We start from the raw sequence: 21,676 nt of genomic DNA on the forward strand, positions 1-21,676 counted from the left end.
TGGTGATGCCGGGCGACAACATCACCGTCGATGTCGAGCTGATCGTGCCGATCGCCATGGAAGAGAAGCTGCGCTTCGCCATCCGTGAAGGCGGCCGCACCGTCGGTGCCGGCATCGTCGTCACCATCACAGAGTAATCGCCGGCGCTGCCGGTTGAGATCGGATGCAAAGGGGCGGTCTTCGGGCCGCCCTTTTGATTCTGATATTCTGGCAATTATTCTGGCAATGGATTAACCGCATTGCTTCAAATCCTGTTGCAAGCGCCTCTGCCATAACTAGTATAGGTTGCATCGAGGGGGGCTGCCCAAATGGTTCCATGGCGCCGTTTGCATAGTCAGGCATGGTGGTCGCTAGGGCTGATCTGCCTGGTGTCGTTGCTTGCCATGGGCCACGCTGCCTTCGCAGCGGATGCAAAGAAATCCACGCCGGAAAAATCCGCGCCGGATTTCGGCCCGACGATGCGGTTCGTCGTCGTGCGCAGCAGCGCGCCGAGCTGCGAGCCGACCTGTCCGGAATGGATATCGGCGGAAGGCTCGATAGAAGCCGGCACACCGGCCCTGTTCAAACGCGCGCTGAAAGCGCTTGGCGGCCGAAAGCTGCCGATCGTCGTCGATTCCCCCGGCGGCAATGTCGAAGCGGCGCTGACACTTGGTCGCCTGATCCGCAAGAACAAGCTCGATATCGCCGTCGGCAAAACCCGCTTCGTCGGCTGTCTGCCAGATGTGAAGAACTGCAAGGAAAACGACGGCAAGAGCGCCCGTTATTTTGGCAATGCTTATGCCGATGGCGCCATCTGCAATTCCGCCTGTCCGTTGATGTTTTCCGGCGGCATCCGGCGCGTGGTAGGCGAATGGGCCTTTCTCGGCGTCCATCAGATCACCACGACCTATATCCGGACGAAATTGCTGTACCGCACCACCTACCGCATGGTGAAGGGCAAGAAGAAGATTCTCAGCACCAAGGTCGTCAGCCGGAAGAACGCCGGCAGCTACAAGACCTATGAGATGAACAAGCCGCTGGAGCGGAAGCTGGCGGCCTATCTGAAGGAGATGGGCGTCGGCCTGGGTGTGCTCGAGACCATGAAAAGCACACCGGCCAGCGGTATCCAGCAATTGGCTCCCTACGACATGCTGCAAATGAATCTCGTCACCAGCCGGGATGCCGTCGACCTGCTGACCGCGCCAATCCTATGCACGTCCGATCCGTTGCCGGCGAGTTGCAGGGAGGTGCCGGCGCCGGCGAATATCACGAAGCCGGCCGGCGAAGTGGTGGCGAAAGCCGAGCCTGCACCCGCAGGGCTCGAAACCCCGCGGCCCAAGGAGGTCGCAGACATGCGCTTCGTCCTGGTCCGCGGCAGCAACCCGCTTTGCAATCCAAACTGCCCGGAATGGATCTCGGCCGAAGGCGCGATTGCGCCTCAGACCCCGCAGAAGCTGCGCCAGTTGCTCGCCATGCTTGGCAACCGACGGCTGCCGGTGGTGGTCAGCTCACAAGGAGGCGACCTGTTCAGTGCTCTGGCGGTGGGGCGACTTATCCACGAAAAGAAGCTCGACATCGCTGTCGCCCGCACCGATTTCGTTGGCTGCGACCCGGGAGAGTGGAGTTGCTTGGCTAAAGAGGGCGCCTATGCCGGCCTGACCGTCGATTCGGGAGCGGCATGCGATTCGGCCTGCGCGCTCATGCTTGCCGGCGGCGTCAGACGGTTTGTCGGTCCGCAAGCGCGGCTCGGCATGTACCTGATGGGACAGCAGCAGATAATTAAGACCTATCTCGAGGACATGGCGATTGGTCCCGGTCTGTTCGCCGCGCTCGAGCAGCGCTCGGTCGAGCGCCAGCTCGAACCAGACCTAATGCTGAAGGTTGGACTGACGACGGGGCCGCAATCGGTGGACGCGCTGACGGGCGCCACCATCTGCAAGTCGTCGCCGAAGCCCGACAACTGCCGCGTTCTGCCGTCCGCCAGCGCCGAGGCAGAGACGCCGGCGAAGCTTTAGCGCAACCTTGCACTGGCCATCGAGGCAGGTTGAGCGGCGCTCGATGTTTCCGCTATCGTCCAGCGCGGTTGAAGACCAGCATCGGAGGGATCGCGAATGAGCCAGGATGTCCCGACATTGTTTGAATGGGCAGGCGGCACCGAAGCGCTGAACCGCCTGACCCAAACCTTCTACGACAGCGTCTCTCGGGATCCCATCGTCGGGCCGGTGTTCAAGCACATGTCGCCGGATCATCCCGCTCACGTCGCGGCCTTCATCGGCGAAGTTTTCGGTGGACCGAAAACCTACAGCGAAAAGCATGGCGGCCATCGCGAGATGGTGATGCACCATCTCGGCAAGCATCTGACCGAGGAGCAGCGCCGGCGCTGGATCAACCTTCTCGCCGACGCCGCCGACGAGGTCGGGCTGCCTGACGATCCCGAATTCCGCTCGGCTTTCATGGCCTATGTCGAATGGGGATCGCGGCTGGCCAAGATGAACTCCAACAAGGGCCCGACCTGCGATCCCGAGACCGAACCAATGCCGGCCTGGGATTGGGGGGTGCCGGGCGGCCCATACAAGGCGCCTTCGGGAGACTGACCGGGGCGCAAATCGGTCGAAAAGCCTGCCGCCAGGACCCGATTTGCGGGAAATGGGTGGCGGTGAATGGTTCGGTCCGCCAGGCTGGAACGGTTTGAGGCCGCCGTGGCTGGCGGGGGCCGCGCTGAAAAACCGGAGGCCTGCGATGGGATCGGACAGCAAAGCAAATTCTGACAGCAACCGCGGAATCCGAAATCCGTTTGGCGTCATGGACGTCCCCACTCCCGACGACGAGGAGGTGTCGGCGTTCGCCGCCGGCTTGAAACTGGAGGGAACTCCAAGCGATGAAAATGCCGAGGCATGGGGCACCGACCGCGACCGCGACCGCAACGACACCATCGAAGGCAGCTGGTCCAGCCGATGGAACGGCGGTGCCGATCCCACGATCCCGGGCGATAGCAAGCATAAATGGAAGTCCGGCCGGGGCGAGGTGAAGACGGCGGGAGAGAGGGTTTACCTGCTGTTCGATTGGCATGATGGCGTGCGCAAGGGGCTCATCGATGCGCGGCGCGAGGGTGCGAAAGGGCTGGTTGGAAAATACATCAATCTGACCGACCCGAAAATCGTGCGTCCCTGGGTCGGCTGGATCGTCAGCAATCAACGGATCGACGGGAAATGGCCGGGAGGACGCCTGGACTTTCGAAGATGAAGGCCGGGTAGCGCACGTCGCTCTTTACAGAGCGCGCGGAAGCTTTTAGGAAGCGCCTGCTGCGCCGACATGCGCATACGGGCATAGCTCAGTTGGTAGAGCGGCGGTCTCCAAAACCGCAGGTCGTAGGTTCGAGCCCTGCTGCCCGTGCCATTCTTTGAATGGATACCTAAAACGATTCTTTTGCAGTGCGGCCTTTGAAAATCGGCTTGTGACTTGCCATATGGCATAAGTTGCGGCATAAGGGCCGCATAGCCGGGACGGGACGACTGGATGGTTCCGAGGCGGCGTTTGGCCATAAAGCGGACACTTGCCACTTGCGTGGATCAAGAATCGGTTTTATGTAGACGAGACAGACACGCGACGCGTGGAGCTGGGAAGCCGGCTTTACGCGTCTGATTTGCATGGGCGAAATGATTGCGCTGATTCGGCGCGAACGCACGCTCAAGCGGCACGTCCCGGCCAGCGGGATCATCCAGGAGGCCCGGCCAACGGGTCTTGCAGACAGAGCGGCATATGGCTTCGAAAACCACAAATCCCTTCACCTTTCTCCAGCAGGTTCGCGCGGAGACCGCCAAGGTCACTTGGCCGTCGCGGCGCGAAACGATGATCTCGACGGTGATGGTCCTTGTGTTCGCGGTCATCGCGATGATCTTTTTCTTTACCGCAGACGTGGCCATGGGCTTTGCGGTCGAAAAAATCCTCGGCCTCGGACAGTAAGTCCGGCGATTACGGAGAAGTCTTGAAATGACCGCGCGGTGGTACATCGTCCACGCCTACTCGAACTTTGAAAAGAAGGTCGCCGAGGACATTGAGAACAAGGCCAAGCAGAAGGGCCTGTCCGCCGACATCGAGCAGATCGTGGTGCCGACCGAGAAGGTCGTCGAGATCCGCCGCGGCCGCAAGGTCGATGCCGAGCGCAAGTTCTTTCCGGGCTATGTGCTGCTGAAGGCCAATCTGACCGACGCCGTGTTCTCGCTCGTCAAGAACACGCCGAAGGTCACCGGTTTCCTGGGCGACTCCAAGCCGGTGCCGATCACCGAAGCCGAGGCCCAGCGTATCCTGAACCAGGTTCAGGAGGGCGTCGAGCGGCCGAAGCCGTCGGTGACGTTCGAGATCGGCGAAGCGATCCGCGTTTCGGATGGACCATTCGCGTCGTTCAACGGTTTCGTCCAGGAAGTGGACGAGGAGCGGGCGCGGCTCAAGGTGGAAGTTTCGATCTTCGGGCGCGCCGTGCCGGTCGATCTGGAATTCGGACAGGTCGAGAAGGGCTGATCCGAAATCCCTGCACCGGTTTCGGCGGCAGGGAAGGCGGCGCGGAGATCGCGCGGCCAAAAACGGGTGGGAGGCGAATGCGGCTTTAGCCGGCCGCGCGGACCGCACCACCAGACTGCAACCGCCGGCAAGACCGGCATGAGAAAAGGCAGGAAGAGAGATGGCTAAGAAAATTGCAGGCCAGCTCAAGCTCCAGGTTTCCGCGGGATCGGCCACGCCGTCGCCCCCGATCGGCCCGGCGCTTGGTCAGCGTGGCATCAACATCATGGAGTTCTGCAAGGCGTTCAACGCGCAGACCCAGGAAATGGAAAAGGGCTCGCCGGTTCCGGTCGTCATCACCTACTACCAGGACAAGTCGTTCACCTTCGTCATGAAGACGCCACCGGTGAGCTATTTCCTGAAGAAGGCCGCCAACCTGAAGTCGGGCTCGAAGGAGCCGGGCAAGGTCAAGGCCGGCACGATCGGCCGCGACAAGGTGCGCGCCATCGCCGAGCAGAAGATGAAGGATCTGAACGCAAACGACGTCGAGGCGGCCATGCGCATGGTCGAGGGCTCCGCCCGCTCGATGGGTCTGGAAGTGGTGGGCTGAGATCATGGCAAAGATTGCAAAGCGTGTATCGAAGACCCGCGAAGGCATCGATCCCAACAAGGCTTACGCTTTGGGTGAGGCGCTGAAGCTGCTCAAGGATCGCTCCTCGGTGAAGTTCGACGAGACGATCGAAGTCGCGATGAACCTCGGCGTCGACCCGCGCCATGCCGACCAGATGGTCCGCGGCGTGGTCAACCTGCCGAACGGCACCGGCCGCAGCGTTCGCGTCGCCGTCTTCGCGCGTGGCGACAAGGCCGAGGAGGCCAAGGCCGCCGGCGCCGACATCGTCGGAGCCGAGGATCTGGTCGACATCGTCCAGAAGGGCACGATCGACTTCGACCGCTGCATCGCCACGCCGGACATGATGCCGCTGGTCGGCCGTCTCGGCAAGGTGCTCGGTCCGCGCGGCATGATGCCGAACCCGAAGGTCGGCACCGTCACCACCGACGTTACCGCCGCCGTCAAGGCATCGAAGGGCGGCGCCGTCGAGTTCCGCGTCGAGAAGGCCGGCATCGTTCACGCCGGCGTCGGCAAGGTCTCGTTCGACGTCAAGGCGCTGGAAGAAAACGTCCGCGCCTTCGCTGACGCGGTGACCAGGGCAAAGCCGGCTGGTGCCAAGGGCAACTACGTCAAGAAGGTGTCGGTCACCTCGACGATGGGCCCGGGCCTCAAGCTCGACGTCTCGACGCTCGCTGCGTCCTGATACGAAACAATTGGATCGGCCGCTAAAACGCTGATCCGTGAAAGAATTCCGGGCCTCCGACCTGTCGGCGGCCCGGTACCGGAAGTCGAAAGGCTTCCGGACATCCTGTCCGAGATTGCAGGCGGCCCCCAAGCCTTAGGTGATGTGGGCCTTAATTCATGTGGGCCTGCATGAGACGGGTGAAGACCGGACAAAGGAGCCACAAGCTCCAATGAAAGGTTCGAACCGTGTTTGCCTTTTGTCTGCGCACCGTCCGGCTTGCCGGCAGGTGTGGCGAAAGGGGGCAGGATCCTCGAGCGTCGTTCGGGAGATCCGTTACTGGATGGCCCGGCCGGCAAAAGGCAACCCGACGCCTGTCCTTCGTAGAGGGCAGGGGTCAACTGGAGATAGGCAGTGGACAGAGCGGAAAAACGCGAACTCGTCACGGGCCTGAATGATGCGTTTTCAAGCGCTGGTTCAGTCGTCGTGGCCCACTACGCCGGTATCACCGTCGCGCAAATGAACGACCTTCGGTCGAAAATGCGCGCCGCCGGTGGCACCGTCAAAGTCGCGAAGAACCGTCTCGCCAAAATCGCTCTTCAGGGCACGGACTCCGCATCGATCATCGAGCTGTTCAAGGGACAGACGCTGATCGCCTATTCGGAGGATCCGATTGCGGCGCCGAAGGTCGCGTCCGATTTCGCCAAGGGAAATGACAAGCTCGTCATTCTCGGCGGCGCAATGGGCACCACCTCGCTCAATGCCGACGGTGTAAAGGCACTCGCCACACTTCCGTCGCTCGATGAGCTGCGCGCCAGGCTGGTTGGCATGATCGCCACGCCGGCAACCCGGATCGCCCAGATCGTCAATGCGCCTGCGGCTTCGGTCGCGCGCGTCATCGGCGCTTACGCCCGGAAGGACGAGGCGGCATGAGGCCGTTCCTCGCTATCACAAACACACGTTCGAACCTTATGAAGGAACATTGCAATGGCTGATCTGGCAAAGATCGTAGACGACCTTTCGAAGCTGACCGTCCTCGAAGCGGCCGAGCTGTCGAAGCTTCTTGAAGAAAAGTGGGGCGTTTCCGCCGCTGCTCCGGTGGCGGTTGCCGCTGCCGGCGGTGCTGCGGCCGCTGCTGCTCCGGTCGAGGAAAAGACGGAATTCGACGTCGTCCTCACCGAGGCAGGCGCTCAGAAGATCAACGTCATCAAGGAAGTTCGCGCCATCACCGGTCTTGGCCTCAAGGAAGCCAAGGACCTGGTCGAGGCGGCTCCGAAGCCGGTCAAGGAAGCCGTTTCCAAGGCCGACGCGGACAAGTTCAAGGCCCAGCTGGAAGCAGCCGGCGCCAAGGTCGAACTGAAGTAAGCGTTGAGTACCGGCGGGCGGCGTCGCGCCGTCCGCCACTCCTTTCGCGTCGAAGGGAGGCTGCGTAACGCGAAGAGTGCGAAAACCTCTTTCCTGAGGGCCGCAAACCGGCCTTCAGGAAACGGGTTTTCTCCCGTTTCTGGCCCGCCGCCAATTGGCGGCGGGTGAAAAGACAAGAAGCCGCCGACAGGCGGTGGGCAACAAGACAGGGCCGCCAAGGTGGCCCGAGATGCAAGGCGAGCCGCGGCGAGGCTCGTCCCGAGAATTGAGCTAAGGAGCGACGATGGCCCAGACCCAGACTTTCAATGGCCGCAGACGCGTACGCAAGTTTTTCGGAAAGATCCCGGAAGTTGCGGAGATGCCGAACCTGATCGAGGTTCAGAAGGCATCCTATGACCAGTTCCTGATGGTGGAGGAGCCCAAGGGTGGGCGTCCTGACGAGGGACTGCAGGCAGTTTTCAAGTCGGTCTTCCCGATTTCCGATTTTTCCGGCTCCTCGATGCTGGAATTTGTGAAGTATGAGTTCGAGGGACCGAAATTCGACGTTGACGAATGCCGTCAGCGCGACCTGACCTATGCGGCGCCGCTCAAGGTGACGCTGCGCCTCATCGTGTTCGATATCGACGAGGATACCGGCGCCAAGTCGATCAAGGACATCAAGGAGCAGGACGTCTACATGGGCGACATGCCGCTCATGACCTTGAACGGCACCTTCATCGTCAACGGCACCGAGCGCGTCATCGTCTCGCAGATGCACCGTTCGCCAGGCGTCTTCTTCGACCATGACAAGGGCAAGTCGCACTCGTCCGGCAAGCTCCTGTTTGCCGCGCGCGTCATTCCCTATCGCGGTTCGTGGCTCGACATCGAGTTCGATAGCAAGGACGTCGTGCATGCCCGCATCGATCGCCGCCGCAAGATCCCGGTGACGTCGCTGCTGATGGCGCTCGGCATGGACGGCGAAGAGATCCTGTCGACCTTCTACAACAAGATCACCTACAAGCGCGCCGGCGACCATTGGCGCATCCCGTTCAACGTCGAGCGTTTCCGCGGCCTCAAGGCCGTTGGTGACCTGGTCGACGCCGACACCGGCGAAGTCGTCGTCGAGGCCGGCAAGAAGATCACCGCCCGCCAGGCCAGGGCGCTTGGCGAAAAGGGTCTCAAGGCGATCAAGGCGACCGACGAGGATCTGCTCGGCAACTACCTTGCCGAGGATATTGTCAACTACGGGACCGGCGAGATCTTCCTCGAAGCCGGTGACGAGATCGACGAAAAGACGCTGAAAGTGCTGCTTGGCACCGGTGACGATGAGATCAAGGTCCTCGACATCGACCACGTCAACGTCGGCGCCTACATCCGCAACACGCTCAACGTCGACAAGAACGAGAGCCGCCAGGACGCGCTGTTCGACATCTACCGCGTCATGCGCCCCGGCGAGCCGCCGACGCTGGAAACCGCTGAGGCCATGTTCAACTCGCTGTTCTTCGACAGCGAGCGCTATGATCTGTCGGCCGTTGGCCGCGTCAAGATGAACATGCGCCTCGAGCTCAAGGCCGAGGATACCGTGCGCGTGCTGCGCAAGGACGACATCCTGGCCGTGGTCAAGACGCTCGTCGAACTGCGCGACGGCAAGGGCGAGATCGACGACATCGACAATCTCGGCAACCGCCGCGTGCGCTCGGTCGGCGAGCTGATGGAGAACCAGTACCGCGTCGGCCTGCTGCGCATGGAGCGCGCGATCAAGGAACGCATGTCCTCGATCGAGATCGATACGGTGATGCCGCAGGACCTGATCAACGCCAAGCCGGCGGCTGCCGCCGTGCGCGAGTTCTTCGGTTCCTCGCAGCTGTCGCAGTTTATGGATCAGACCAACCCGCTTTCGGAGATCACCCACAAGCGCCGTCTTTCGGCGCTTGGACCGGGCGGTCTGACCCGCGAGCGTGCCGGTTTCGAAGTGCGCGACGTGCACCCGACGCATTACGGCCGCATCTGCCCGATCGAGACGCCGGAAGGCCCGAACATCGGCCTGATCAACTCGCTTGCGACCTTCGCGCGCGTCAACAAATACGGCTTCATCGAGAGCCCGTACCGCAAGATCGTCAACGGCAAGCTGACCAATGAGGTCGTTTACCTGTCGGCTATGGAAGAGGCCAAGCACCACGTCGCGCAGGCCAATGCCGAGCTCGACAAGAATGGTCATTTCGTCGACGAATTCGTCATTTGCCGCAACGCCGGCGAAGTGATGATGGCGCCGCGCGAAAACGTCGATCTGATGGACGTGTCGCCGAAGCAGATGGTGTCGGTGGCCGCGGCCCTGATCCCGTTCCTCGAGAACGACGACGCCAACCGTGCGCTGATGGGCTCGAACATGCAGCGTCAGGCCGTGCCGCTGGTGCGCGCCGAAGCGCCGTTCGTCGGCACCGGCATGGAGCCGATCGTCGCCCGTGACTCGGGCGCCGCCATCGGCGCCCGCCGCGGCGGCATCGTCGACCAGGTGGACGCGACGCGCATCGTCATCCGCGCCACGGAAGATCTCGATCCCGGCAAGTCCGGCGTCGACATCTACCGGCTGATGAAGTTCCAGCGTTCGAACCAGAACACCTGCATCAACCAGCGTCCGCTGGTGCGCATGGGCGACCGGGTCAACAAGGGCGACATCATCGCCGACGGCCCGTCGACCGAGCTCGGCGATCTGGCCCTCGGCCGTAACGTGCTGGTCGCGTTCATGCCGTGGAACGGCTACAACTACGAGGATTCCATCCTCCTGTCCGAGCGCATCGTCGCCGACGACGTCTTCACCTCGATCCACATCGAGGAGTTCGAAGTCATGGCCCGCGACACCAAGCTGGGGCCGGAGGAGATCACGCGCGACATTCCCAACGTCTCGGAAGAAGCGCTGAAGAACCTCGATGAGGCCGGCATCGTCTACATCGGTGCGGAAGTGCAGCCGGGCGACATCCTGGTCGGCAAGATCACGCCGAAGGGCGAAAGCCCGATGACGCCGGAAGAAAAGCTGCTGCGCGCCATCTTCGGTGAAAAGGCCTCGGACGTGCGCGACACCTCGATGCGCATGCCTCCGGGAACCTTCGGCACCGTCGTCGAAGTGCGTGTCTTCAACCGCCACGGCGTCGAGAAGGACGAGCGCGCCATGGCCATCGAGCGCGAGGAGATCGAACGCCTCGCCAAGGACCGCGACGACGAGCAGGCGATCCTCGACCGCAACGTCTATTCGCGTCTTTCCGACGTTCTCGTCGGCAAGGAAGCGATTGCCGGGCCGAAGGGCTTCAAGAAGGGCTCGAAGCTGTCGAAGGACACGCTCGACGAGTATCCGCGTTCGCAGTGGTGGCAGTTTGCCGTGGAGAACGAAAAGCTCCAGAGCGAACTGGAAGCCCTGCGTGGCCAGTACGACGATTCCAAGAAGGCGCTCGAGCAGCGCTTCATGGACAAGGTCGAGAAGGTGCAGCGCGGCGACGAGATGCCTCCGGGCGTCATGAAGATGGTCAAGGTCTTCGTGGCCGTGAAGCGCAAGATGCAGCCCGGCGACAAGATGGCCGGCCGACACGGCAACAAGGGTGTCGTGTCGCGGATCGTTCCGGTCGAGGACATGCCTTTCCTCGAGGACGGCACGCATGCCGACATCGTGCTCAACCCGCTGGGTGTGCCGTCGCGCATGAATGTCGGCCAGATTCTGGAAACGCACCTGGGCTGGGCCTGCGCCGGAATGGGCAGGAAGATCGGCGATCTGATCGATGCGTACAAGACAGCGGGCGACATCAAGCCGCTGCGCAAGACGCTCGAGAGCTTCATGCCGGCCAACGACCGCAACGAGCCGGTCCGCGAATATGACGACGAGAGCATCGTTCGCCTCAGCGAGCAGATGCGCCGCGGCGTGTCCATCGCGACACCGGTGTTCGACGGCGCGCACGAGGCCGACATCAACATCATGCTGGAGCAGGCGGGCCTGCACACCAGCGGTCAGTCGCAGCTCTATGACGGGCGCACCGGCGAGCCGTTCGATCGCAAAGTGACGATGGGCTACATATATATGCTCAAGCTTCACCACCTTGTGGACGACAAGATCCACGCGCGTTCGATCGGTCCGTACTCGCTCGTTACCCAGCAGCCGCTGGGCGGCAAGGCGCAGTTCGGTGGCCAGCGCTTCGGCGAGATGGAGGTCTGGGCGCTCGAAGCGTACGGCGCCGCCTACACGCTGCAGGAGATGCTAACGGTGAAGTCGGATGACGTCGCCGGCCGCACCAAGGTCTACGAGGCGATCGTCAGAGGCGACGACACATTCGAGGCCGGCATTCCCGAGAGCTTCAACGTTCTCGTCAAGGAAATGCGGTCTCTCGGCCTCAATGTCGAGTTGGAGAACACCAAGCTCGACGACAACCCGATCCGGCTGCCCGACGCGGCCGAGTAAGCAAGACGTCCGGCCGCGGTCTTCCCGCGACCGGACGCACCAAATTCTCGGCCGATGGCCGATCAAGTCGGCGGGCGTTTGGCCCGCGCTAGATGCAAGGGGTTTTCGAGGACCCCGAAAAGGAGAACGGCATGAACCAAGAGGTCATGAATCTCTTCAATCCCCAGGCGCCCGCGCAGGTGTTCGATTCCATCCGGATCTCGCTTGCCAGCCCTGAGAAGATTCTGTCCTGGTCGTTCGGCGAGATCAAGAAGCCGGAGACCATCAACTACCGCACCTTCAAGCCGGAGCGTGACGGCCTGTTCTGCGCGCGCATTTTTGGCCCGATCAAGGACTATGAGTGCCTGTGCGGCAAGTACAAGCGCATGAAATACAAGGGCGTCATCTGCGAGAAGTGCGGCGTCGAAGTCACGCTGTCGCGCGTCCGCCGCGAGCGCATGGGCCATATCGAGCTGGCGGCACCGGTCGCCCACATCTGGTTCCTGAAGTCGCTGCCGTCGCGCATCGGCACGCTGCTCGACATGACGCTGAAGGACATCGAGCGGGTCCTCTACTTCGAGAACTACATCGTTACCGAACCCGGCCTCACCGCGCTGAAGGAGCACCAGCTGCTCAGCGAGGAAGAGTACATGATGGCCGTCGACGAGTATGGCGAGGATTCGTTCACCGCCATGATCGGCGCCGAGGCGATCCACGACCTTCTGGCCGGCATGGACCTCGAGAAGATCGCCGGCGATCTGCGTTCTGAGCTGGCTTCGACCACCTCCGAGCTCAAGCCGAAGAAATACCTGAAGCGGCTCAAGGTCGTCGAGAACTTCATGGAATCCGGCAACCGTCCGGAATGGATGATCATGAAGGTGGTTCCGGTGATCCCGCCGGACCTGCGTCCGCTTGTCCCGCTGGACGGCGGCCGTTTCGCCACGTCGGATCTGAACGACCTCTATCGCCGCGTCATCAACCGCAACAACCGCTTGAAGCGGCTGATCGAGCTGCGCGCGCCCGGCATCATCGTGCGCAATGAAAAGCGCATGCTGCAGGAAGCCGTCGATGCACTGTTCGACAACGGCCGCCGCGGCCGCGTCATCACCGGCGCCAACAAGCGTCCGCTGAAGTCGCTGTCCGACATGCTGAAGGGCAAGCAGGGCCGGTTCCGCCAGAACCTGCTCGGCAAGCGCGTCGACTATTCCGGCCGCTCGGTTATCGTCACCGGTCCGGAGCTCAAGCTGCACCAGTGCGGCCTGCCGAAGAAGATGGCGCTCGAACTGTTCAAGCCCTTCATCTACGCCCGTCTCGACGCCAAGGGTTACTCCTCGACCGTCAAGCAGGCGAAGAAGCTGGTCGAGAAGGAGCGTCCGGAGGTCTGGGATATCCTCGACGAGGTCATCCGCGAGCATCCGGTGCTGCTGAACCGCGCACCGACGCTGCACCGCCTTGGTATCCAGGCGTTCGAGCCGATCCTGATCGAAGGCAAGGCGATCCAGCTTCACCCGCTGGTCTGCACGGCCTTCAACGCCGATTTCGACGGCGACCAGATGGCGGTCCACGTGCCGCTGTCGCTGGAAGCGCAGCTTGAAGCCCGCGTGCTGATGATGTCGACCAACAACATCCTGCACCCGGCTTCCGGCGCGCCGATCATCGTGCCGTCGCAGGACATGGTTCTCGGTCTCTACTACCTTTCGATCGTCAATCAGAACGAGCCGGGCGAGGGCATGGTGTTTGCCGACATGGGCGAACTCCAGCACGCGCTCGAGACCAAGGCGGTGACGCTGCATGCCAAGATCAAGGGGCGCTTCCGCACGGTCGACGCCGACGGCAAGGTCGTGTCGAAGATCTACGACACCACGCCTGGCCGCATGATCATCGGCGAGCTGCTGCCGAAGAACCACAACGTGCCCTACGAGACCGCCAACCAGGAGATGACCAAGAAGAACATCTCCAAGATGATCGACACCGTCTACCGCCATTGCGGTCAGAAGGAGACGGTCATTTTCTGCGATCGCATCATGGCTCTCGGCTTCAGCCACGCCTGCCGTGCCGGCATTTCGTTCGGCAAGGACGACATGCTGATCCCGGACGCCAAGATCAAGCTGGTCTCCGACACCGAGGCTTTGGCCAAGGAGTACGAGCAGCAGTACAATGACGGTCTGATCACCCAGGGCGAGAAGTACAACAAGGTCGTCGACGCCTGGGCCAAGTGCTCGGAAAAGGTCGCCGACGAAATGATGGCCCGCATCAAGGCGGTCGAGTTTGAGGACAATGGCCGTCAGAAGCCGATGAACTCGATCTACATGATGTCGCACTCCGGTGCGCGCGGCTCGCCCACCCAGATGCGCCAGCTCGCCGGCATGCGCGGCCTGATGGCCAAGCCTAGCGGTGAAATCATCGAGACGCCGATCATCTCGAACTTCAAGGAAGGCCTCACCGTTCTCGAGTACTTCAACTCGACCCACGGCGCCCGCAAGGGTCTGGCCGACACCGCCTTGAAGACGGCGAACTCGGGTTACCTGACGCGTCGTCTCGTCGACGTGGCGCAGGACTGCATCGTCAACTCGCTCGACTGCGGCACCGACAAGGGCCTCACCATGCAGCCGATCGTCGATGCCGGTCAGGTCGTCGCTTCGGTTGGCCAGCGCGTTCTCGGCCGCACCTCGCTCGACGACATCACCCACCCGGTCACCGGCGAGGTTCTGGTCAAGGCCGGAACGCTGATGGACGAGCGTGACGTGGAACTGATCGAAAAGGCCGGCGTGCAGTCGGTTCGCATCCGTTCGGCGCTGACCTGCGAGGTCAGGGTCGGCGTCTGCGCGGTCTGCTACGGCCGCGATCTGGCCCGCGGCACGCCCGTCAACCAGGGCGAGGCTGTCGGCGTTATCGCGGCGCAGTCGATCGGCGAGCCGGGCACCCAGCTCACCATGCGTACCTTCCACATGGGCGGCACGGCGCAGGTGGTGGATTCCTCGTTCCTTGAAGCCTCGTACGAGGGCAAGGTCGAGATCCGCAACCGCAACGTGGTGCGCAACTCCGACGGCCAGCTGATGGTCATGGGCCGCAACATGGCGGTGCTGATCCTCGACGAAGCCGGCAAGGAACGCGCCACGCACCGCGTCACCTACGGTTCGCGTATCTTCGTCGACGATGGCGACAAGGTGAAGCGCGGCCAGCGCATTGCCGAGTGGGATCCTTATACCCGCCCGATCCTCACCGAAATCGAGGGCAGGGTGGCATTCGAGGATCTGGTCGATGGCATTTCCGTTCAGGAAACCGCCGACGAATCGACCGGCATCACCAAGCGCGAGGTCATCGACTGGCGTTCGACGCCACGCGGCAACGACCTCAAGCCGGCGATCGTCGTCCAGGATGCCAAGGGCAAGGTCGGCAAGCTGTCGAAAGGCGGCGACGCCCGCTTCCTGCTCTCGGTCGAGGCCATTCTTTCGGTCGAGCCGGGCGCACAGGTTCGTCCCGGCGACGTGCTGGCGCGTATCCCGATGGAAAGCGCCAAGACCAAGGACATCACCGGCGGTCTGCCGCGTGTTGCCGAACTGTTCGAGGCACGCCGTCCGAAGGACCACGCCATCATCGCCGAGATCGATGGCACGATCCGCTTCGGCCGCGACTACAAGAACAAGCGCCGCATCATCATCGAGCCGCATGACTCGACGCTTGAGCCAGTCGAATACCTGATCCCGAAGGGCAAGCCGTTCCATCTCCAGGACGGCGACGTCATCGAGAAGGGCGACTACATCCTCGACGGCAATCCGGCGCCGCACGACATCCTGGCGATCAAGGGCGTGGAGGCGCTTGCCTCCTACCTCGTCAACGAGATCCAGGAGGTCTACCGACTGCAGGGCGTGTCGATCAACGACAAGCACATCGAGGTGATCGTTCGCCAGATGCTGCAGAAGGTCGAGATCACCACGCAGGGCGATTCGACCTACATTCCGGGCGACCACGTCGATGTGATCGAGCTGGAAGAGGTCAATGAGCGCCTGGTCGAGGAAGGCAAGAAGCCGGCCGAAGGCCAGCCGGTGCTGCTCGGCATCACCAAGGCCTCGCTGCAGACGCCGTCCTTCATCTCCGCCGCCTCCTTCCAGGAGACGACGAGGGTGCTGACCGAAGCTGCGGTTGCGGGCAAGACCGACATGCTGCAGGGGCTGAAGGAAAACGTCATCGTCGGCCGGCTGATCCCGGCCGGTACCGGCGGTACGATGAGCCAGATCCGGCGCATCGCCACCTCGCGCGACGAGTTGATCATCGACGAGCGCCGCAAGGCGTCCGGCGTCGAGGTCGCCGAGCCGATGCTGACCGACATGGTTAACGCCGCGCAGTAAGCGCACAAGAAAGAGAAGATAGAAAAGGGGCCCAAGTGGCCCCTTTTCGCGTTGTGGTTCCCCAATCGGATCGGAGGAGAACGATGAGCAGGAAGATCTGGGCTTCTGTCGACGACTACATTGTCGAAGCTCTTTTCGAGGCGGATCCCGCCCTCGATGCCGTTCTGGCGGCCAACCATGATCAGGGCCTGCCGCCTATCGACGTTTCCCCGGCACAAGGCAAGCTGCTCTCACTTCTTGCGCGAATGCAGGGAGCGAGGAAGGTACTCGAAATCGGCACGTTGGGCGGTTATTCGACAATCTGGATGGCGCGAGCATTGCCGACGGACGGCAAGGTCGTGACGCTCGAGCTTGATCCGCACCACGCCAGTGTCGCGCGGTCGAACTTTGAACGGGCAGGGGTGTCTGACCGTGTGGAACTGCGGGTCGGACCGGCGCTTCAATCGCTTGCGGCCTTAGGCGCCGAGAATGCCGGGCCGTTCGACTTCATCTTCATCGACGCCGACAAGCCGAACAACCCGCACTATCTGTCCTGGGCCATGCGTCTTTCGAGGCCGGGGACCGTTATCGTCTGCGACAATGTCATCCGTGACGGCGCGGTGGTGAATGAAGATGGTCGCGATGCCAATGTCGAAGGGGCACGCGCGGCGTTCTCGTTCATCGGCAGCGACAAACGTCTGGAAGGCACCGCGATCCAGACTGTTGGCGCCAAGGGCTATGACGGCTTTGCAATAGCGATCGTTAATTGAATTTGTGCGGTGCGCCGGCCGGACCTGCGATCCGGCGGCGCCCACTGATCAATCGAAAAAAGCTTCCACCACATTGCGCTTGCCCAGCATGAAGGCGTCGGCGACGTGCTGCAGGGGCGCGAGATCGACGTCGGAGGTGCCGGCGCGCACGATCTCGGCAAAGCGCTTGTAGAGCATCGGGTATTCGGCTTCCAGCTCCTCGTGAACGACGCGGCCATCGATGGCAAGCTTTGAGCCGCCGCCAGAAAGCACCATCGATCCGGCCTCGGTATCGGCCAGGATGTCCCAGCTTTGCGGGCCGGTCTGACGCCAGTCGAGTTCCATCGTCACTGGCAGACCGTTCGAAGTGCGGAAAGCGATTTGGGCGGCGATCGGGGCCGCGCGGTTCTCGGGGAAATCGAGTTCTGCCGAGCTGATGAACATCGGCGGCAGGATGTGGGTAGCGATCGACAGCGCGTTGATGCCGGGATCGAACACGCCGAAGCCGCCGGGAGCCCAGATCCATTCCTGATTCGGATGCCAGCGGCGCACGTCTTCTTTCCAATTGATGGCGGCCGACCTGATCGTTGTCGATCCAAGGAATGCGCGCGCAGCTTCGACAGCCGGCGCATAGCGCGAGTGCCAGCTGGCGAACAGGCAGACGCCGTTCGCTGTCGCCAGCGCCTTTAGGTCTTCGACCTCGCTGACCGTGGCGCCGGGCGGCTTTTCCAGGAAGACATGCTTTTTCGCCGCCAGCGCCAAGCGCGCGGCGTCGTAACGAAACTGCGGCGGCATGCACAGCGACACCGCCTCGAGCTCCGGCACCGAGTCGAGCATCGCCTCGATCGTCGGGAAATTCGGGATGTCTTCGACTTTGCCGTGGCGGCTCGCTGCGGCGACCAGGCGATAATCCTGGTCCTTCGCCAGCGCCGGCAGATGCTGGTCACGGACGATCTTCCCCACGCCGACGATGCCGAGCTTGATGGGATTAGAGGACATGGGAGCTCCGCAGGTTGAGTGTACTTGGTTTTGCCAGAGGTCGCTTCTTAGCAGAGAACTTGTGCCGGGCAAGTCGCCGGGCTTTGTCGCCGGCCCGTGAGATCGACCGCGATTCAGATCTCTTCAGATCGGCACATCGAACGTCACGATCGACACTTCGCCTTCAAGCGCGCCCTGATAGGCGGACAGATGCGGCTCCTCGTCGGGCACGCCGTCCATGTCGCCGATCTGATCGAGCTCTGCCTCGGCATAACCTTCGGCGGCAAGCGATTCGAGAGCGCGGCGCACCGCCGAATCGTCGTCCGGCGCGACCAGCATCACATGCACGCCTTCCGGCTTGCCGCCTTTGCGCTTCCACACCCGGCCGGTAATAATGGTGACCGGGCGCTCCTCATTGTCATTCACGGGTTCGTACCTCCGGGCGAGGGGGTTTGGGCTGCTCATGCCGCCTTTTCGCACGAAGCACGGCCTGGAAACAGCCGCAAGCCGGTCACTTTCTGGCTTCCTCTTGAAAAACGGCGCAAGAAAATTACATGCGCTTTTCGCATGGCTGCCACGCCTCGGGTTCAGCGCAATATTTGCCGCTCCGGGGTTGACGGACAGTGGCCATACGAGTAGAAGCCGCCCAGTCAGAACCGATGTGAGGCTCTTGCTTCCGAAGCGACACGCTTTGGAGTTTGCCTCAAACAGGGTTCGTTTTACGAGCGAAAAGACATTTCCGGCGTGCATGAAGCGGCTTCCGCTTCCTCTGCCATTTGTTCGGGCAAGACCGCGAGGCGCGGTTTGTGGCCCGAATTTGCGTATGGAAATGACGCTTTGAGCGGCCCTGACCGGGCGAGACACGGAATTGAGAGACAAGAGGGTTTAATGCCTACCGTCAACCAGCTGATCCGCAAGCCGCGCATTGCGCCGGTGAAGCGCAACAAGGTCCCGGCCATGCAGCAGAACCCGCAGAAGCGGGGCGTCTGCACGCGCGTCTACACCACGACGCCGAAGAAGCCGAATTCGGCGCTGCGCAAGGTGGCCAAGATCCGCCTGACCAATGGTTTTGAAGTGATCGGTTACATCCCCGGCGAAGGCCACAACCTTCAGGAGCACTCGGTGGTGATGATCCGCGGCGGTCGCGTCAAGGATCTTCCGGGCGTCCGCTACCACATCATCCGCGGCGTGCTCGACACGCAAGGCGTGAAGAACCGCAAGCAGCGCCGTTCGAAATACGGCGCCAAGCGTCCGAAGTGACCGAAGCGTAGCCAAGGTCGTTCCGGGCGGCGTCAAGCGACGATCCGGGATCCAGGCCACCGCGTAGAATTGAGGCAGAGAAAAAATGTCCCGTCGTCACAGTGCAGAAAAGCGTGAGATCAATCCGGACCCCAAGTTCGGCGATCTGATCGTCACCAAGTTCATGAACGCCGTCATGTATGACGGCAAGAAGTCGGTTGCCGAGACCATCGTCTACGGCGCTCTCGACCAGGTTCAGTCCAAGACCAAGCAGGAGCCGGTCACCGTCTTCCATCAGGCGCTCGACAATGTCGCGCCGCATGTGGAAGTGCGTTCGCGCCGCGTCGGCGGCGCCACCTACCAGGTTCCAGTCGACGTGCGCCCCGAGCGCCGTCAGGCATTGGCCATCCGCTGGTTGATCGCCGCCGCCCGCAACCGCAACGAGACCACTATGGTCGACCGCCTCTCCGGCGAGCTGATGGACGCGGCCAACAACCGCGGCACCGCCGTCAAGAAGCGTGAAGACACCCACAAGATGGCAGAAGCCAACCGCGCTTTCGCGCACTACCGCTGGTAAAGCGCGAACGAGACTGAAGAGGCACCTCCCATGGCCCGCGAATATAAAATCGAAGACTACCGCAATTTCGGTATCATGGCGCACATCGACGCCGGCAAGACGACGACCACCGAGCGCGTCCTCTATTACACGGGCAAGTCGCACAAGATCGGCGAAGTCCACGACGGCGCTGCCACCATGGATTGGATGGAGCAGGAGCAGGAGCGCGGCATCACCATCACGTCGGCCGCGACCACGACCTTCTGGAAGGGTCGCGACGGCAAGATGCACCGCTTCAACATCATCGACACCCCCGGCCACGTCGACTTCACCATTGAAGTCGAGCGTTCGCTGCGCGTGCTCGACGGCGCCATTGCGCTGCTCGATGCCAATGCCGGTGTCGAGCCGCAGACGGAGACCGTCTGGCGCCAGGCCGACAAGTATCGCGTGCCGCGCATGATCTTCTGCAACAAGATGGACAAGATCGGCGCCGACTTCTACCGCTCGGTCGAGATGATCGGATCGCGCCTCGGTGCGCATGCCGTCGTCATGCAGCTGCCGATCGGCGCCGAGACCGAGTTCAAGGGTGTCGTCGACCTCGTCGAGATGAACGCGCTGGTCTGGCGCGACGAGACGCTGGGCGCTGCCTGGGACATCGTCGAGATCCCTGCCGACCTCAAGGCTCGTGCCGAAGAATACCGCGAGAAGATGATCGAGGCCGCCGTCGAAATGGACGAGACGGCGCTCGAGAATTACCTCGAAGGCAAGATGCCGAGCAACGACGAGATCCGTGCGCTCATCCGCAAGGGCACGATCGCGGTGAAGTTCTATCCGATGTTCTGCGGCTCGGCCTTCAAGAACAAGGGCGTGCAGCCGCTGCTCGACGCCGTCGTCGAATATCTGCCGTCGCCGGCCGATGTCCCGGCCATCAAGGGCGTCGACGCCAAGACCGACGCCGAGATCGAGCGTCATGCCGACGACAACGAGCCGCTGTCGATGCTTGCCTTCAAGATCATGAACGACCCGTTCGTCGGTTCGCTCACCTTTGCCCGCATCTATTCGGGCAAGCTCACCAAGGGCATCTCGGTCGACAACACCGTGAAGGGCAAGAAAGAGCGCATCGGCCGCATGCTGCAGATGCATGCGAATTCGCGCGCCGACGTCGAAGAGGCGTTTGCCGGCGACATCGTCGCCCTCGCTGGCCTCAAGGACACCACCACCGGCGACACGCTCAGTGATCCGCTGCATCCGGTCATCCTCGAGCGCATGGAATTCCCCGATCCGGTCATCCAGATCGCCATCGAGCCGAAGACCAAGAACGACCAGGAAAAGATGGGTCTCGCCCTTCACCGCCTGGCCGCCGAGGATCCGTCCTTCCGCGTCAAGACTGACGAGGAATCGGGCCAGACGATCATTTCCGGCATGGGCGAGCTTCACCTCGACATCATCGTCGACCGCATGCGCCGCGAGTTCAAGGTCGAGGCCAATGTCGGCGCGCCGCAGGTGGCCTACCGCGAGACGATCACCCGCAAGCACGAGCAGGACTACACGCACAAGAAGCAGACCGGCGGTACCGGCCAGTTCGCCCGCGTCAAGATCCTGTTCGAGCCGAATCCGGAAAGCAGCGAATTCGAGTTCGAAACCAAGATCGTCGGCGGCGCTGTGCCGAAGGAATACATCCCCGGTGTCGAAAAGGGCATCAACAGCGTCATGACCTCGGGCCCGTTCGCCGGCTTCCCGATGATCGGCGTCAAGGCGACGCTGATCGATGGCGCCTACCACGACGTGGACTCGTCGGTTCTGGCCTTCGAAATCGCCGGCCGCGCCTGCTTCCGTGAAGCAGCCCCCAAGCTTGGCGTGCAGTTGCTCGAGCCAATCATGAAGGTCGAAGTGGTGACGCCGGAAGATTACGTCGGCAGCGTTATCGGCGACCTGAACGGCCGTCGCGGCCAGATCCAGGGCCAGGAAGCCCGTGGCGTGGCTGTGGTCATCAACGCGATGGTGCCGCTCGCCAACATGTTCAAATACGTGGACAACCTTCGCTCGATGAGCCAGGGCCGCGCGGCCTACACGATGCAGTTCGACCACTACGAGCCGGTCCCGACCGCGGTCGCCCAGGAAGTCCAGAAGAAATACGCGTAACTCGAAACGAGTTGCATCAGTAACTTAATTCAAGGCCCGCACGGGCTGGCAGGAATGGAGAGATCACATGGCAAAAGGTAAATTCGAGCGCACTAAGCCTCATGTGAACATTGGCACGATTGGTCACGTCGACCATGGCAAGACGTCGCTGA

At 62.2% G+C, this 21,676-nt stretch carries 18 protein-coding genes, 1 tRNA gene and 1 pseudogene; 18 read left to right on the forward strand and 2 right to left on the reverse strand.

The annotated features are described in order from the left end of the window. From NKH59_RS31480 to NKH59_RS31545, 14 genes are all read left to right on the forward strand, one after another. Window positions 1–137 (forward strand): EF-Tu C-terminal domain-related protein (locus NKH59_RS31480; RefSeq protein WP_502908729.1); only part of this gene is annotated, 137 nt, incomplete at its 5' end. 171 nt (window positions 138–308) lie between these two features. Further along, a complete protein-coding gene (locus NKH59_RS31485) occupies window positions 309–1,994 on the forward strand; it encodes a COG3904 family protein (RefSeq protein ID WP_353024153.1) in 1,686 nt (561 codons plus the stop codon). A 96-nt stretch (window positions 1,995–2,090) separates the two neighbouring features. Further along, window positions 2,091–2,573, forward strand: coding sequence for a group II truncated hemoglobin (locus NKH59_RS31490; protein WP_352766675.1), 483 nt, complete (start codon window positions 2,091–2,093; stop codon window positions 2,571–2,573). Between the two features lie 145 nt (window positions 2,574–2,718). After that, a complete protein-coding gene (locus tag NKH59_RS31495) occupies window positions 2,719–3,222 on the forward strand; it encodes a hypothetical protein (RefSeq protein ID WP_352875014.1) in 504 nt (167 codons plus the stop codon). Window positions 3,223–3,299: 77 nt separating this feature from the next. After that, window positions 3,300–3,375, forward strand: a tRNA-Trp gene (locus NKH59_RS31500). Between the two features lie 363 nt (window positions 3,376–3,738). Further along, entirely contained in the window at window positions 3,739–3,942 is a 204-nt protein-coding gene (gene secE / locus NKH59_RS31505; RefSeq protein ID WP_023680439.1) for a preprotein translocase subunit SecE, read from the forward strand. A 27-nt stretch (window positions 3,943–3,969) separates the two neighbouring features. Then, window positions 3,970–4,497 (forward strand): transcription termination/antitermination protein NusG, encoded by a 528-nt coding sequence (gene nusG / locus NKH59_RS31510; protein ID WP_006333333.1) that lies wholly within the window; start codon window positions 3,970–3,972, stop codon window positions 4,495–4,497. A 160-nt stretch (window positions 4,498–4,657) separates the two neighbouring features. Further along, entirely contained in the window at window positions 4,658–5,086 is a 429-nt protein-coding gene (gene rplK / locus NKH59_RS31515) for a 50S ribosomal protein L11 (protein ID WP_023680440.1), read from the forward strand. Between the two features lie 4 nt (window positions 5,087–5,090). Next, window positions 5,091–5,789, forward strand: a complete 699-nt coding sequence (rplA, locus tag NKH59_RS31520; protein WP_023680441.1) for a 50S ribosomal protein L1 — start codon at window positions 5,091–5,093, stop codon at window positions 5,787–5,789. 393 nt (window positions 5,790–6,182) lie between these two features. Further along, window positions 6,183–6,701, forward strand: a complete 519-nt coding sequence (rplJ, locus tag NKH59_RS31525) for a 50S ribosomal protein L10 (protein WP_008875657.1) — start codon at window positions 6,183–6,185, stop codon at window positions 6,699–6,701. Between the two features lie 54 nt (window positions 6,702–6,755). Continuing rightward, on the forward strand, window positions 6,756–7,133 hold the full coding sequence (gene rplL / locus NKH59_RS31530; RefSeq protein WP_023680442.1) for a 50S ribosomal protein L7/L12: 378 nt from the start codon (window positions 6,756–6,758) through the stop codon (window positions 7,131–7,133). A 283-nt stretch (window positions 7,134–7,416) separates the two neighbouring features. Then, window positions 7,417–11,553 carry a DNA-directed RNA polymerase subunit beta gene (rpoB, locus tag NKH59_RS31535; RefSeq protein ID WP_353024154.1) on the forward strand — a complete coding sequence of 1,379 codons (4,137 nt, stop codon included), beginning with the start codon at window positions 7,417–7,419 and terminating at the stop codon, window positions 11,551–11,553. 131 nt (window positions 11,554–11,684) lie between these two features. Continuing rightward, entirely contained in the window at window positions 11,685–15,881 is a 4,197-nt protein-coding gene (rpoC, locus tag NKH59_RS31540; protein WP_352622065.1) for a DNA-directed RNA polymerase subunit beta', read from the forward strand. A gap of 83 nt (window positions 15,882–15,964) precedes the next feature. Beyond that, on the forward strand, window positions 15,965–16,630 hold the full coding sequence (locus NKH59_RS31545) for an O-methyltransferase (RefSeq protein WP_353024155.1): 666 nt from the start codon (window positions 15,965–15,967) through the stop codon (window positions 16,628–16,630). 48 nt (window positions 16,631–16,678) lie between these two features. Here NKH59_RS31545 and NKH59_RS31550 read toward each other — a convergent pair whose 3' ends face one another. After that, window positions 16,679–17,608, reverse strand: coding sequence for a Gfo/Idh/MocA family protein (locus tag NKH59_RS31550; protein WP_353024158.1), 930 nt, complete (start codon window positions 17,606–17,608; stop codon window positions 16,679–16,681). Between the two features lie 123 nt (window positions 17,609–17,731). Then, window positions 17,732–18,013 carry a transcriptional regulator gene (locus NKH59_RS31555; protein ID WP_023680447.1) on the reverse strand — a complete coding sequence of 94 codons (282 nt, stop codon included), beginning with the start codon at window positions 18,011–18,013 and terminating at the stop codon, window positions 17,732–17,734. 462 nt (window positions 18,014–18,475) lie between these two features. Here NKH59_RS31555 and rpsL point away from each other — a divergent pair, with 462 nt between their 5' ends. The 4 genes and pseudogenes from rpsL to NKH59_RS31575 form a co-directional block, all read left to right on the forward strand. Next, window positions 18,476–18,847, forward strand: coding sequence for a 30S ribosomal protein S12 (gene rpsL, locus NKH59_RS31560; RefSeq protein WP_006333356.1), 372 nt, complete (start codon window positions 18,476–18,478; stop codon window positions 18,845–18,847). A gap of 85 nt (window positions 18,848–18,932) precedes the next feature. Continuing rightward, window positions 18,933–19,403, forward strand: coding sequence for a 30S ribosomal protein S7 (rpsG, locus tag NKH59_RS31565; RefSeq protein WP_008875664.1), 471 nt, complete (start codon window positions 18,933–18,935; stop codon window positions 19,401–19,403). A gap of 30 nt (window positions 19,404–19,433) precedes the next feature. Continuing rightward, window positions 19,434–21,524: an elongation factor G gene (fusA, locus tag NKH59_RS31570; protein ID WP_023680448.1), complete on the forward strand. Its 2,091-nt coding sequence runs from the start codon at window positions 19,434–19,436 to the stop codon at window positions 21,522–21,524. A 67-nt stretch (window positions 21,525–21,591) separates the two neighbouring features. Next, window positions 21,592–21,676: pseudogene (locus tag NKH59_RS31575) on the forward strand (GTP-binding protein); the annotation flags it as partial.

The organism is Mesorhizobium sp. M0998 (assembly GCF_040318885.1).
Taxonomy (GTDB): Bacteria; Pseudomonadota; Alphaproteobacteria; order Rhizobiales; family Rhizobiaceae; genus Mesorhizobium.

Bases quoted from the DNA above. Each gene is read 5' to 3' on its own strand.
- NKH59_RS31545 (WP_353024155.1), top strand. From the start codon at position 15,965: ATGAGCAGGAAGATCTGGGCTTCTGTCGACGACTACATTGTCGAAGCT.
- fusA (WP_023680448.1), top strand. From the start codon at position 19,434: ATGGCCCGCGAATATAAAATCGAAGACTACCGCAATTTCGGTATCATG.
- rplA (WP_023680441.1), top strand. From the start codon at position 5,091: ATGGCAAAGATTGCAAAGCGTGTATCGAAGACCCGCGAAGGCATCGAT.
- nusG (WP_006333333.1), top strand. From the start codon at position 3,970: ATGACCGCGCGGTGGTACATCGTCCACGCCTACTCGAACTTTGAAAAG.
- rpoC (WP_352622065.1), top strand. From the start codon at position 11,685: ATGAACCAAGAGGTCATGAATCTCTTCAATCCCCAGGCGCCCGCGCAG.
- NKH59_RS31550 (WP_353024158.1), bottom strand. From the start codon at position 17,608: ATGTCCTCTAATCCCATCAAGCTCGGCATCGTCGGCGTGGGGAAGATC.
- secE (WP_023680439.1), top strand. From the start codon at position 3,739: ATGGCTTCGAAAACCACAAATCCCTTCACCTTTCTCCAGCAGGTTCGC.
- NKH59_RS31485 (WP_353024153.1), top strand. From the start codon at position 309: ATGGTTCCATGGCGCCGTTTGCATAGTCAGGCATGGTGGTCGCTAGGG.
- rplL (WP_023680442.1), top strand. From the start codon at position 6,756: ATGGCTGATCTGGCAAAGATCGTAGACGACCTTTCGAAGCTGACCGTC.
- rpsL (WP_006333356.1), top strand. From the start codon at position 18,476: ATGCCTACCGTCAACCAGCTGATCCGCAAGCCGCGCATTGCGCCGGTG.
- NKH59_RS31490 (WP_352766675.1), top strand. From the start codon at position 2,091: ATGAGCCAGGATGTCCCGACATTGTTTGAATGGGCAGGCGGCACCGAA.
- NKH59_RS31495 (WP_352875014.1), top strand. From the start codon at position 2,719: ATGGGATCGGACAGCAAAGCAAATTCTGACAGCAACCGCGGAATCCGA.
- rpsG (WP_008875664.1), top strand. From the start codon at position 18,933: ATGTCCCGTCGTCACAGTGCAGAAAAGCGTGAGATCAATCCGGACCCC.
- rplK (WP_023680440.1), top strand. From the start codon at position 4,658: ATGGCTAAGAAAATTGCAGGCCAGCTCAAGCTCCAGGTTTCCGCGGGA.
- rpoB (WP_353024154.1), top strand. From the start codon at position 7,417: ATGGCCCAGACCCAGACTTTCAATGGCCGCAGACGCGTACGCAAGTTT.